Raw genomic sequence first — 13,169 nt, forward strand, 5'->3', positions numbered from 1 at the left:
GGCATTCCGGTCCTTGCAAAAGTGACCCGCTGTTAGAGCGCAACCAATAGCCGCCGTTACCTGAATAACGGATATACACCCCTACAATCTCTCAGCAAAAATTGCCCCCGAACCAATCCCAAATGAAGCTTTCATGACAAAAGTTCGGTAGCCCCCACCCACTCCCGTCTTGCCTATGTAACGCGCTGCAGGCGATCAAAAGTCGCCTCCAAAGCCGTCAGCAGGACGCCAGGAGTGGGGCAATGGGAACTATGGAACGTTATTCGAAAGTCGGCATGCAGGAGCTCGATCAGCGCCTGTCGAAGATCGTCGAAGCCGCGCGCAAGAAGCCGGTTTCGGTATACCGCTACGGCGCGCCGTGGGTGTGGATCGTCTCCCAGGACGATTGGCAAGGCGCCTTGAAGGAAGTCTCCAGCTACATTCCGGCGGGCCACTCGCTGGTGTTGTTGCGCCCGCAGATCGACGACGTGCTCGAACAGTACCGCGACTGGCTCCAGCCCGAGCCGGGCATGTTGATCGCGCCGCACACCGTGGTGCACATCCTGTTGCTGCAACTGCTGTATTCGGTGCCCAGCGAACAGCAACTGCACGAGCAGCTCAATTACAACCTGCTGTTTCGCTGGTTTGTCGGCCTCGACCTGACCCAGAAGGTGTGGAGCCTGCACGCCCTGCAGCGTGACATCGCCAGCCTGCTGAACAACCCGCAGGCGGTGCAATTGATCCAGAAAATCATCGGTGAAGTGTTTTGTGGCGCCTTGCTGCACATGCCGGAGTTCTCACTGAACTTCGCCTTGTTGCACACCTGGCTGGCCCGGCACAGCCATCTTTCGACCACCAGCAATTGAGCAGGCCGAACGCCGTGCAATCGGTGAAGGCGCGCCACTTTTTTAGACAACCAGGGGGCAGTGTGGAGCATCTGTTCAAGTCAACGCTGGCGCTGTGCCTGACGCTGGGGGCCTTGGCCCAACCCGCGCTGGCCGAGGAGGAGGGCGCAGCGCGGCGGGTCGACGTCAACGAATATTTCGTGCGCGGCAATACCGTGCTGGATGCGGCGGCCATCGAGGAAGCGGTGTACCCGTTCCTGGGCCCGCAAAAGACCCTCGGTGATATCGAAGGCGCTCGCGATGCGCTGCAAAAGATCTACCAGGCGCGTGGCTATCAGTCGGTGTTTGTGGAGCTGCCGGAGCAGAAGGTCGATGACGGCATCGTCTACCTGCAAGTCAGCGAAACCAAGGTCGGCCGCGTGCGCGTGGTCGGCGCCAAACACTATTCGCCGGTGGAAATTCGCGAAGACGTGCCGGCGCTCAAGGAAGGCGCGGTGCCGGATTTTGCCAGTGTGCAAACCCAGCTCGCCGGGCTTAACCGGGGCGTCGGGCGCCAGGTCACGCCGCTGGTACGCGAAGGCGCGCGGCCAGGCACCATGGACGTGGACCTGCAAGTGGAAGACCAGAACCCCTGGCACGCCAGCATCGGCCTGAACAACGACTACAGCGCCGACACCGAGAAGCTGCGCACGGTGGCGACCCTGGGCTACGACAATCTCTGGCAACTGGGCCACAGCATCTCGCTGACCTACTTCACCGCGCCCCAGGACAGCAGCAATGCCAAGGTCTGGTCGGGTTCCTACAGCGCGCCGCTGGATGAGCGCTGGACCTTGCAGTTCTCCGGCTACCAGTCCGACAGCAACATCGCCACCATCGGCGGCAGCAATGTCTTGGGCAAAGGCCATTCCTACGGTGTGTCGGCGATCTACAACCTGCCGGCCAGTGATAACTGGGCCAATTCGTTCTCCTTCGGCGTGGACTTCAAGGACTTCGACGAGCAGCTCAAATTGGGCAGCAATGCCGACAAGGTGCCGCTCAAATATGCGCCGTTCACCTTCGGCTATAACGGCTATCGCTACAGCGAGCAATCGGCCCTCAGCCTGGGCCTGAACCTGGTGGTCGGCACCCGTGCGTTCTTCGGCTACGGCAGCGATGCCCAGGAATTCGAATACAAGCGCTACAAGGCCAGCCCGAGTTTTGCGGTGCTTAAAGGCGACACGACGTACACCTACACCTTCGCCAGTGATTGGCAATCGGCAACCAAGGGCGGTTTCCAACTGGCCTCCGGGCCGCTGGTGTCCAACGAGCAGTATTCCGCCGGTGGCGCCACTTCGGTGCGCGGCTACCTGGCGGCAGAGCGCACGGGGGACGAGGGCCTCCTGTTCTCCCAGGAAATGCGCACGCCCTCATTGGCCAAGTTTCTTGGCAGCTACGTGCAGGAATGGCGCTTCTACGCGTTCGCCGAAGGCGCGCGCCTGCGCCTGCAAAAGCCGTTGGCCGAGCAAGAAGACGAATACAGCCTGGCCAGTGTCGGCCTCGGCACCCGCGCCAGTTTGAGCAAATGGTTATCCGGCAGCCTGGACTGGGGCTACCCGCTGCTCGATGGACCGAACACCCAGAAGCAGGACTCGCGACTGCACTTCAGTGTGCAGGCGACTTTCTGACCTTTTCTCCCGGAGACTTCACCATGCAACGCCTATTTCTGAGCCTGTTGATCTGCCTGGGCTTCGCGCTTCCGGCCACCGCCCATGCCTGGTGGCAGGACGATTGGCACTACCGCAAACAGATTACCGTGGACACTACCGCCCAAGGCGCGGCCATCAATCAAGCCCTGGGCCGCACCGCGCTGCTGGTGCGTCTGCACACCGGCAACTTCACCTTCGATGGGGTGAAGGAGGATGGCAGTGATCTGCGCTTTGTCAGCGCCGATGACAAGACCGTGTTCAATCACCAGGTCGAAAGCTTCGACCCGCTGATGGGCATGGCGCTGATCTGGGTCGACGTGCCCAAGGTCGAAGGCGGCCAGCGCCAGGAAATCTGGATGTACTACGGCAATCAGAAAGCCCCGGCCATCGCCAACGGCCAACTGACCTTCGACCCGAACTACACCGGCGTCTACCATTTTGACGGGGCCAACGGCACCCCGGCCCGGGACACCACGGCCTACAGCAACACCGCGCTGAACGCCACCGGCGCCAGCATTGATGGCGTGATCGGCCGCGCCCTGCAGTTTGGCGGCCAGCCGCTGATGCTGCCGGCCAGCCCATCCCTGCAACACGCCGCCGGCAGTGCATTGACCTTCAGTGCCTGGCTGCGCCTGGACCAGGCCAGTGGCGAGCAAATCGTCCTGGCCCGTCGCGATGGCCCCCACAGCCTGTTGCTGGGCTTGAACCAAGGCACGCCGTTTGTGGAAATCGACGGCCAGCGCGCGGTCTCCACCCAACCGTTGAACCCGGGCCAGTGGCAACACCTGGCGTTCACCGCCGAGGGCGAAAAAGTCGCGCTGTACGTCAATGGCCGTGAAACCGCGAACCTGGCCGTGGCCGTGCCGGCCTTCACTACACAGACGGCGATCGGTGCCGATGTGCCGGAGGCGGGCAGTACGCACCTGCCGTTTGCTGGCGCCATGGATGAGTTGCGCCTGTCGAAAGTGTCGCGTCCGGCCGCGTTGCTGCTGGCCGATGCGAGCGCCCAGGGCACCGAATCCAAGCTGGTGGCGTATGGCGTGGATGAAGAACAGTCGGGCTTCGGTTTCGGCAGCCTGGGCTTTTTGCTCAAGGCCGTGCCGATTGACGCCTGGGTGATCATCCTGGTGCTGGTGGCGATGATGGTTCAGTCGTGGTTCATCATGCTGCGCAAGAACCGTCAGGTCGGCCGCGTGAGCAGTGCCAACGAGATCTTCCGTGAGCACTTTGCGCAGATCGGCACCCGCCTGGAAATGTATGCCGATGACGCCCAACTGGCCGAGCGCCTGGGCCACTCTTCGCTCTGGCGCCTGTACCTGGTGGCGGTCAAGGAGATCCGCACCCGCCGTGCCCAGGGCGCAGATACCTCATCGGTTTCGGCGGCCACCATCGAAGCAATCCGCTGCTCCATGGACGGCGTGCGTACTCGCGAAAACCAGGCCCTGAGCTCGAAATTGTCGACCCTTTCCAATGCCATCGCCGGCGGCCCTTACATCGGTCTGCTGGGTACGGTGCTGGGGATCATGGTGGTGTTCCTCGGCACGGCCATGGCCGGTGACGTGAACATCAATGCCATCGCCCCCGGCATGGCGGCCGCCTTGCTGGCCACGGCCATGGGCCTGTTCGTGGCGATCCCGGCGCTGTTTGGCTACAACCGCCTGATCACGCGCAACAAGGAAGTCAGCGCCGATATGCGCGTATTTGTCGATGAGTTCATCACCCGCCTGGCGGAAATGCACGGCGAGAGCCAGTTCAGTGAAGCCGCCCACTCGCGCGGCCACCACGCCTCCGTTCCGGCCTGAGGAGAATCAGCATGGCTTCCGTAAATGCCGCCCACGACGATGACGATGACGCCGCCGTCGACACTATTAACATCACGCCCCTGGTGGACGTGCTGATGGTGGTGCTGGTGATGTTTATCCTCACCGCCACCGCCCAGGTGTCGGGTATCCAGATCCACTTGCCCAAGGCGAGTGCTTCGGTGTCGCTGTCCGAGGCCAAGACCAAGGCCATCTCCGTCAACGACGGCGGCCAGGTGTTTCTCGACGCCTACCCGGTGACGCTGGGCGAGCTGGAGGAGCGCCTGCGCATCGAGAAGGCGCAGAACCCGGACTTCCCGGTGATTGTGCGCGGCGACGCCATGGTGCAGTACCAGAAGGTGATCGAGGTGCTCGACTTGCTGCGCCGGCTGGAGCTGTCCCAGGTCGGGCTGGTCACCGGCAAGCCGAGCCAGGGTTGAACCATGACCGCACAGATGCCGATCCCGCCCATGCCCGTGAAGAACAAGCTGCTGCGCCCGCTGAAGTGGGGCGCTGGCCTGCTGCTGGCCGCCCTGGCGGCCTGGTTCCTGTGGCAGTGGGCCAATGACATGAGTGGCGTGCGCCGCGAAGCGCCGAAGGTGCCGACCATTATCCCGTTGCCGCCACCGCCGCCACCACCACCGGAAAAACCCAAGGAGCCCGAGCCCAAGGTTGAAGAAAAAATCCCGGAGCCGGTGCCCACGCCTGAGCCCGAAGAGGTCAAGCCGGCGGAAGAAGCCCCGCCTTCGCCCGCCGATGACTTGGCCAACCCGATGCAGATCGATGGCGATGCGCAGTCCGGCAACGACGCGTTCAACATCGGCGCCGGCAAGGGCGGCGGCATGGCCGGTTCCGGTGGCGGCGGCTTGGGCACCGGCACCTACAAACAGTACCTGGCGGGGCTGTTTCAACGGCTGCTGAGGGATGACCCCGAGTTACGCAAAAAGGCGTATGCGGTGCAGGCCGATTTGTGGCTGAGCGCCGCAGGCGAGGTTGTGCGTGCAGAGCTGGTGAAGTCCAGCGGCGATGCCGAGACCGACGCGCAAGTGCTCGCCGCCTTGCGTGCAACCCATGCCACACAACGCGTTCCAGCAGCCGTGACGATGCCGGTGCGCCTGTCGCTCAAGGGCCGACGCCCGGATTGATCACACCCATTTCTTGCAGGTTTTTACAGGAGTTGCGTATACATGATTTCCCCCGTGAATCGACTGACCCTGGCGGTCGGCATGGTCATCGCGACCCTGGTTGGCCAGGCGACGGCCGCCCCGGTTGCACCGTCGGAAAACGTCACGATCAACCTGATCCGCCTGCTGGTGCAGCAAGGTGTGCTGACCCAGGACGCCGCCAACGGGCTGATCGCCCAGGCCGAACAACAAGCCCAGCAGGCCCGGCAAGCCGCTGCTGCGCCGGTGGTTGCCAGCGGCCCGACGGCGGCGCCTGGTGATGTGCGCGTGCAGTACGTGCCGCAAGCGGTGCGTGACCAGATCCGTGACCAGGTCAAGGCCGAAGTCATGGCCACCGCCAAGCAGGAAAACTGGGCGCAGCCCAATACTTTCCCGGACTGGGTGTCGCGTGTCAGCTTCGACGGCGATATTCGCCTGCGTGACGAGTCGCGCTACTTCTCGGGCAACAACAGCAACGAAATCGTCGACTACGCCAAGCTCAATGAAAGCGGCCCGTATGACGTCAACAAAGACACCAACACCAAGTTGCCGCCATTACTTAACGCCAATAAAGACCGCGAAAACCTGTTTCGCCTGCGCGCTCGCCTGGGCATGAAAGCGCTGATTACGCCGGAGTGGACCGCCGGTATCCGCATCGGCACCGGCTCGGACAATAACCCGGTGTCCACCACCCAGACCCTGGGCGGCGGCTTCGGTAAAAAGGACATCTGGCTCGACCAGGGTTACCTGAGCTGGAAAGCCACCCCGGACGTGACCCTCACCGCCGGGCGTTTCGCCAACCCGTTCTATTCCACCGACATTTTGTACTCGCCGGACCTGAACTTCGATGGTATTGCGGCCAACTTCAACCATGCGCTGAACAGCGAGTGGGGCGTATTCGGCACCCTCGGCGTATTCCCCGTGGAGTACACCTCCGACGCGTCCAGCAGCAACGGTTTCGACAAGGAAGACAGCGACACCAAATGGCTGTTCGGCGGCCAGGTTGGCGCCAACTGGAAGATCAACCGCAGCAACAGCCTCAAGGGTGCGATGGCGTACTACCACTTCGACGATATCGAAGGCCAACGCTCCAGCCCGTGCAGGCCGTGGGCCGGCCAACCCGCCTGCGACAGCGACGGCTCGCGCCTGGCCTTTATGCAAAAGGGCAACAGCGTGTTCCTGCTGCGCGATATCACCCCCAACCCGGCCACACCTGGGTTGACCCCGCAGCCGCAGTTTGTGGGCCTGGCCTCCAAGTTCGACGTGCTCGACCTGAACCTGGCCTGGGACGCCGAGCTGCCCAGCGACTTCAAGTTGCGCACCCAAGGCAACTACATCCACAACCTGGCCTACGACAAGGGCGAGATGCTCAAGCGCAGCGAAGGCCAGATCGTCAACAACATCAACAGCAAGGGCCAGTTTGAAAGCGGCGGCAATGCGGCGATGGTGCAGTTCACCCTCGGCAACGCGTTCGAGATGCGCAAGCGCGGCGACTGGAACCTGTTGGCCGGCTACAAATACATCCAGCCCGACGCCTTGCCGGATGGCTTCAATGATTCCTCGTTTCACCTGGGCGGCACCAACGCCAAGGGCTATTTCGTGGGCGGCAACTACGGCATCGATAAGAACATCTACGCCAGCGCCCGTTGGTTGAGCGCCTCCGAAGTGTATGGCGCGCCGTTTGAAGTGGATGTGATGCAACTGGAACTCAACACGCGCTTTTGATGCGCAGGGAGATGCCACATGAACACGCGAATCTTAGGCGGGCTGTTGCTGGTGCTGGTGGCCACGGGCGCTTCGGCCGAAGGCATGGAGGAGCGCCTGCGCACTCAACTGCGTAGCACCACCCAACAGTTGCAGGCGTTGCAAAGCGAGCAGGCCCAGGCCAGTGCCGCGCGTATCGCCGCCGAAGCACAGGCCAAGCAGGCCCAGGCGCAGATCAAGCAATTGACGGCCGAGCTGGAAAAGGCCCGGGGTGCGGCCGAGCAATTGGCCGGCCAGCAACAGAGCCTGCACAGCCAGGCGCAAGCCCAGGTGACGGCGAGCAATGAACAGATCGGCAAGTTCAAGAAGGCCTATGACGAGCTCCTGGTTTTGGCCAAGGGCAAGGAAACCGAACGTGCCCGCCTGCAGGCGCAACTGAGCGAACGTGACACACAAGTGCAGCAATGTTCAGCCAAGAATCAACAGATGTACGGCGTGGCCCGGCAACTGCTGGCGGCTTACGAAAAAATCGACGTGGCCGAGGTGATGAGCATCCGCCAGCCGTTCGCCAGCAGCGCGCGGGTCAAGTTCGAGGAACTGGCCCAGGGTTTTGGAGATGAGCTATACCTTAATCGGTTTGATGCTCCGCACACCGCCCTTAATCAATGATCAACAAGGAAGAGACACTATGAGCGATGTTCAACTGATCTCCAGCGTCACCCCGCAAAGCCTCACCGAGTTGCTGCAGGAAGCCGGCTACCGGGTCAACCAGACCGAACAGAACGGCATCGTGCAACTGCTCAGCGCCAGCCAGGGCATCGGTTTTGCCGTGCGTTTTGGTAACGCGGCGGCCGAGCAGGGCAGCTACGTGGACTTCACCTACAGCTGCGCGCTGCGAGTACAAGGTGAACTGCCCAAGGGGCTGGCCGAGGTGTGGAACGCCTCGCGGCGCTTTGCCCGCCTGTCGTTGCAGGGTGAATTTTTGCTGATGGAAATGGACGTGGTGGTGGCCGGCGTGGGCGCCGCGCACCTGCGCAGCCAACTGGAATTGTGGGACCGACTGCTGCAGGAGTTTATCGTGTACCTGCGCGATTACAGCCAGCAAGCCGCGCAATTGCAGGCCCAGGCGGCCGCAGCACCGGTGGATGAAGAGGCGCCTGTCCTGTGAAAAAACCAACCCTGCTGGTCGGCGCCGGTGCGCTGACATTGCTGGTCGTGGCGGTAGGGTTGAGTCTGCGACCGGGTGCTGACCCGGTCGCCGCTCAGCAGCCGGCGCCGGGCGTGAACACCGAAGGCGCAGGCCCGGCGGTGGCGCGCCTGGGTAACCAGCAGATCGACCTGCCTGAACTGCAACGCGTATTGGCCGGCTTGCCGGCTGAAACCCGCGAACAACTGCGCGGCAACCGTGGCGCACTGGAAGCCTGGATTCGTTCACGCCTGGCGCAAAAAGCCGTGCTCGAACAGGCGGATGCCCAGGGCTGGCGTCAGCGCCCGGAGGTGGAGCAGCAGACCCGCGCCGCCACTGAGCAGATAGTGTTCCGTGACTACATGCTGTCGGTCAGCCAAGTGCCGGCCGACTACCCCAGCGCAGCTGAATTGCAGCAGGCCTACGACAGCGGCAAGGCCCAATGGATGACGCCGCCGTTGTACCGGGTCAGCCAGATTTTCCTCGCCGTCAATGACCCGCAAAACCTCGACAGCGTGCGCCGCCAGGCCCAGGAACTGAGCCGCAAGGCCCAGGCTGCACCGGCTGAATTTGCCGCCCTGGCCACGCAATATTCCCAGGACCCTGGCACCGCTCAACAAGGCGGTGACTCCGGGTTGCAACCGTTGCAGCAACTGGTGCCGGAAGTACGTGGCGTGGTTTCGCGCCTCAAAGTCGGCGCGGTGTCGGATGCGCTGCAAAGCGCGGCCGGTTTTCATGTGCTCAAACTGACCGGCCAGCAACCGGCACGCACCGCCAGCCTTGATGAGCTGCGCGAACGCCTCACCCAAGCCTTGCGCGCCCAACGCCAGGAACAGATCGCCAAGGCCTACCTGGAAGGCATGCTCAATACCGCGACCTTGAGCATTGACGGTGCCGAGCTGAACAAGGTGCTGGAATAACACCGGCCTGGCTTGGCACTGGATGTATCGACCGACACGACAGGGAGTCTCCCATGGCATATTTAGAACCGTCCGGCCCCCAGGGGGCTGCAGCCTATCGCGCGCCAAACGAGCCGCGCAGCGCCTGGCTGGCCCTGGCAGAGGAGATCGAGCCGGAGGTGGTGCGCTACTTTTTGGTCAGCGCGCGGTGTGGCTGTTTTATGCAAGCCGCGCGCAGTTTGAATATCAAGGCCACGCTGTTGCGCAAGCGCCTGGCGCAGTTGGAAGAGCAACTGCGCCGTTCACTGTTCAGCTATCAAGGCAATGGCTTGGCGCTGAGCCGCGACGGCTTGCAACTGCAAGCGCAACTGGTGAGCCTGGCTCGCGAGCGGCGCCTGCCGGTGATGGTGCAACAGCCGCTGATACGCCTGGCCGTTGCTGAGCCGATCCTGCATGACATCCTCGGCCGCGACCTGATCGCGTTGTTGCGCCGCAATGCCAGTGTGCGTCTGGAGATCATCTCCATCGACAGCCAATTGTCGTTGCAGGCGGTGGATGTGGACGTGGTGTTATGGCTGTCGGATGCCGACGGGCCGGTACCTGGGCCGAGTTTTGCCACCGAGCCGCCGCGGCGCCTGGCGCTTTTGCAGTATTTGCCGCATATCGCCAAGCGCTATTCGCGGTTGACCACGCGCCCGGACAGTGTGGAAGACCTGGATGACTACATGCTGGTGCAGTGGCAGCCGGATGTGCAGGTCGAGGCCTTGCAACCCTGGAACAGCGTGGTCGAACAGCGCTTGGCGGCGGTGGTGAAAGTGCAGGCCTATTCACTGATGCTGGAGATGATTCGTTGCGGCGCGTGCATTGGCCTGCTGCCGCACTACATGGGCAGCTTCGACCGTGGGTTGGTGGCGTTGCCCGGGTTGATGGGCGAGACCATGCAGCGTCAGGTGTGGCTGGCGGTGAATGCCCAGGCGCATGATGCTGAGGCGGTGCGGATGGTGGTGGAGCTGATTGTGGGGACGTTTGAAGGGCGGCGGGAGTGGTTTGATTGACGGGCTGCTGAGTACCGAGAGGCATCCTGTTTCATGTGTGTTGTAATATATCGAGACAACCTCGCCAGTCTCTGCGGACTGCGCCATGAAACAGAGTGAAGAGTGATGCAGGCCACCCGGTTGACCTTGATTTGCCATGCCGTCACGCCGCTGCAAAAGCGCGGGCGTTTTCCCGATGACGAGTCTGTCGCGATGGATTGGCAAGGAGCGGCGTTATCCCTGGCCGGGCGTTTCAAGAAAACCACGCGGTTAGTCAGCGCGCCCGAGGCCAGAAGCCGTCAGACGGCGGGCCTGTTCGGTGCCGACGCGCAGATCGAAAATGCTTTGCGTGATGTTGATTTCGGCGCCTGGAAAGGCCAGGCCATCGATCAATTGGCCCCCGATGCGTTGGCGGCCTGGATGACCGACAGCGCCGCCGCACCCCATGGCGGTGAATCGGTAGAGCAGCTCTGCACGCGGGTTGGGCGCTGGATCAAATCCCTCGAAAGCCACCCCGGCCACGTCGTGGCCGTCACCCACCCCTTCGTGATCCGTGCCGCCCTGCTGTACGTCATGCAATTTCCCCTCTCGAAGTTCTACTTGATCGACGTCGAGCCGCTGTCCGCCACCGAGCTGCGCTTCAACACTGTATGGCGCCTGCGCCTGGAAACTCACGCCGAGTGCCATGAACATGGCAAAATCCACGCCCCGCAATGAGAGCACCCCATGAAACGCATCCTGATCATCGGCATTGGCGCCGGCAACCCTGACTACATCACGATGCAGGCCGTAAAGGCGCTGAACCGCACCGACGTGTTTTTTTTGATGGACAAGGGCCAGAGCAAAGACAAGTTGATCGACCTGCGCCGTGAGATCTGCGAAACCTACATCACCGAGCCCGGTTACCGTTTCGTCGAGGCCGACTGCCCCGAGCGCGTGCGCGGTAATATCGACTACACCACCGCCGTGCAGGACCTGAACCGCGACAAGCAGCTGACCTTCGAGCGCATGATCAACGAGCAAATGGCCGACGGTGAAGTGGGCGCTTTCCTGGCGTGGGGCGACCCTGCGCTGTACGACAGCACCATCCGCATCCTGCAGGCGATTCTGGCCAGCGGCCGTTGTGAGTTTGAGTTCGAAGTGATCCCCGGCATCACCAGCGTGCAGGCCCTGGCGGCTCAGCATAAGGTGGCGCTCAACCGTATCGGCCGCTCCATCGAGATCACCACCGGGCGCCGGCTGGCGGCGGGGCAGGCAAGTGATGCCGATACCTTGGTGGTGATGCTTGATGCCGAGGACTCCTACCGCACTGTGGCCGACCAGGATATGGATATTTACTGGGGAGCCTACCTGGGCACGCCGGATGAAATACTGATCAGCGGCAAAGTCAGTGAAGTGGCCGACGAAATCCAACGGGTGCGCAAGGCTGCGCGCCTGGAGAATGGCTGGATCATGGACACGTATCTGTTGCGCAAACCCTGAGGTTGATGCCCATGTTCAAACTGTTCGCCCTGGCGCTGGCGTTAGTCGCCGGTGCCGCCCACGCCGATGATGCCTTGCACACGGACTTGCCGTTGGCCTACCTGGAGCAGACGCAGAGTGATGCGCGCAACCAACCCCTGGTGATCTTCCTGCACGGGTTTGGCAGCAACGAAGAAGACTTGTTTGGCATCAAGGACGCGTTGCCGTCCACCTGGACCTATTTGTCGGCCCGCGCGCCGATGCCGGTGGATCCCAATGGTTTTCGCTGGTTTGCCAAGAAGCCCGGCGAGGGTGATTACGACGGTGAGACGGCGGATTTGCAGCGCAGCGCCCAGCTGATTGAAAGCTTTGTCAGCAAGGCCACGGCCAAGTACCACACACAAAGCGATCGGGTGTTCCTGGTGGGGTTCAGCCAGGGCGCGATCATGGCGTATGAGGTGGGCTTGCGAAAGCCTGCCATGGTGCGCGGGATTGCGGCGCTGAGTGGCAGCGTGTTGCCGGTGCTCAAGGCTGAGCTCAAGCCTGATGAGTCATTGAATAAGCTGGCGATTTTTATCGGCCATGGCACCTTGGACCAGGCGCTGCCGTATGCGTCGGCCACCCGCGCCAATGAGGTGTTGCTGGGGCTGGGGCTGAAGCCTGAGTTTCATGGGTATATGGGCATGCCGCATACCGTGAGCGCGGCTGAAATACAGGACCTCAAAGCCTGGCTGGAAAATAGTTTGAAGTAAAAACGCGGTTAAACAATGTGGGAGCAGGCAAGCCAGCTCCCACAGTTGATGTGTGTTGTTTGTTAAACCAGGTTACTTGCCGCCGGTAATCTGCTTCACCAGCTCAGCATGCCCCTTCACGTCATCCGCCCGCGAAATCGCCTGGATCACCAGCAGATGGTTGCCCGAACCGCCGAGGAACGTGGAGTTCAGGGTCTTGCCACCGCCTTGGGTCGCCGTACTGTCCACCTGGCGCAGGCCCAGGCCTTTGAAGGTCAGCTTCTTCTCGTTTTGCTTCTTGAAGTCGGGCAGGGCAGCGCTCTGGTCCTTGACGAAGTCCGCCACGGCACCATCGAGAAACTGCGGGTCATTATCCTTGATGGTTGCCCCATCGTTGCGCACGGTTTCGGCGACGATCACGACACTTTTCGTGGTCGAGTTCGCGTACAGCGTGCCTTGGGTATCGGCGGTGCCATCCTCGACCTTGCCAGTCGGCAACGTGTCAGCGACGAAAGCCTTGGGCAGGTTGAAGGTGAACTTGCCGCCCAAGGTCGAGATGGTCTGGGTGGCAGGGGACTTGCTGGCGGCGAACACGCTACCGGCGGTAAGCGCAAGGGCCAGCAGGACGGCGGTCTTGGTGAAAGTGGCCATGAAACGCTCCAGGGATGAACGAAATTGCGGCG

Annotated in this window: 14 protein-coding genes; 13 read left to right on the forward strand and 1 reads right to left on the reverse strand. The window is 62.2% G+C overall.

The genetic code is table 11. The features are described from left to right. Positions 1–251 precede the first annotated feature (251 nt). The 13 genes from AOA62_RS17190 to AOA62_RS17250 all read left to right on the forward strand — a co-directional run bounded on the left by AOA62_RS17190 (position 252) and on the right by AOA62_RS17250 (position 12,507). Positions 252–845 (forward strand): transposase, encoded by a 594-nt coding sequence (locus tag AOA62_RS17190; protein ID WP_017139647.1) that lies wholly within the window; start codon positions 252–254, stop codon positions 843–845. Positions 846–907: 62 nt separating this feature from the next. Then, positions 908–2,488 (forward strand): ShlB/FhaC/HecB family hemolysin secretion/activation protein, encoded by a 1,581-nt coding sequence (locus tag AOA62_RS17195; protein WP_017139646.1) that lies wholly within the window; start codon positions 908–910, stop codon positions 2,486–2,488. Between the two features lie 23 nt (positions 2,489–2,511). After that, positions 2,512–4,311, forward strand: a complete 1,800-nt coding sequence (locus AOA62_RS17200; protein WP_099549253.1) for a DUF2341 domain-containing protein — start codon at positions 2,512–2,514, stop codon at positions 4,309–4,311. Between the two features lie 11 nt (positions 4,312–4,322). Then, positions 4,323–4,748, forward strand: a complete 426-nt coding sequence (locus AOA62_RS17205) for a biopolymer transporter ExbD (RefSeq protein ID WP_017139644.1) — start codon at positions 4,323–4,325, stop codon at positions 4,746–4,748. 3 nt (positions 4,749–4,751) lie between these two features. Continuing rightward, positions 4,752–5,453, forward strand: a complete 702-nt coding sequence (locus tag AOA62_RS17210; protein ID WP_099549254.1) for an energy transducer TonB — start codon at positions 4,752–4,754, stop codon at positions 5,451–5,453. A gap of 42 nt (positions 5,454–5,495) precedes the next feature. Continuing rightward, entirely contained in the window at positions 5,496–7,196 is a 1,701-nt protein-coding gene (locus tag AOA62_RS17215) for a putative porin (protein ID WP_099549255.1), read from the forward strand. Positions 7,197–7,214: 18 nt separating this feature from the next. Then, positions 7,215–7,844, forward strand: a complete 630-nt coding sequence (locus tag AOA62_RS17220; protein ID WP_017139641.1) for a hypothetical protein — start codon at positions 7,215–7,217, stop codon at positions 7,842–7,844. Positions 7,845–7,863: 19 nt separating this feature from the next. After that, positions 7,864–8,343, forward strand: coding sequence for a YbjN domain-containing protein (locus AOA62_RS17225; RefSeq protein WP_099549256.1), 480 nt, complete (start codon positions 7,864–7,866; stop codon positions 8,341–8,343). Continuing rightward, entirely contained in the window at positions 8,340–9,281 is a 942-nt protein-coding gene (locus AOA62_RS17230) for a peptidylprolyl isomerase (RefSeq protein ID WP_017139639.1), read from the forward strand. Before AOA62_RS17225 ends, AOA62_RS17230 begins: the two co-directional genes overlap by 4 nt. Positions 9,282–9,334: 53 nt before the next feature. Next, positions 9,335–10,315 (forward strand): LysR family transcriptional regulator, encoded by a 981-nt coding sequence (locus AOA62_RS17235; protein WP_017139638.1) that lies wholly within the window; start codon positions 9,335–9,337, stop codon positions 10,313–10,315. Between the two features lie 105 nt (positions 10,316–10,420). Further along, positions 10,421–11,011: a histidine phosphatase family protein gene (locus AOA62_RS17240; protein ID WP_099549257.1), complete on the forward strand. Its 591-nt coding sequence runs from the start codon at positions 10,421–10,423 to the stop codon at positions 11,009–11,011. Positions 11,012–11,020: 9 nt separating this feature from the next. Then, positions 11,021–11,776, forward strand: coding sequence for a precorrin-6A synthase (deacetylating) (gene cobF / locus AOA62_RS17245; protein WP_099549258.1), 756 nt, complete (start codon positions 11,021–11,023; stop codon positions 11,774–11,776). A gap of 11 nt (positions 11,777–11,787) precedes the next feature. Then, positions 11,788–12,507 carry an alpha/beta hydrolase gene (locus AOA62_RS17250; RefSeq protein WP_099549259.1) on the forward strand — a complete coding sequence of 240 codons (720 nt, stop codon included), beginning with the start codon at positions 11,788–11,790 and terminating at the stop codon, positions 12,505–12,507. Between the two features lie 72 nt (positions 12,508–12,579). On the opposite strand, the gene AOA62_RS17255 is transcribed toward AOA62_RS17250, so the two are convergent. Then, positions 12,580–13,137 carry a hypothetical protein gene (locus AOA62_RS17255; protein WP_017139634.1) on the reverse strand — a complete coding sequence of 186 codons (558 nt, stop codon included), beginning with the start codon at positions 13,135–13,137 and terminating at the stop codon, positions 12,580–12,582. Between the last annotated feature and the right edge of the window lie 32 nt (positions 13,138–13,169).

The organism is Pseudomonas sp. 2995-3 (assembly GCF_002742565.1).
Taxonomy (GTDB): domain Bacteria; phylum Pseudomonadota; class Gammaproteobacteria; order Pseudomonadales; family Pseudomonadaceae; genus Aquipseudomonas; species Aquipseudomonas edaphica.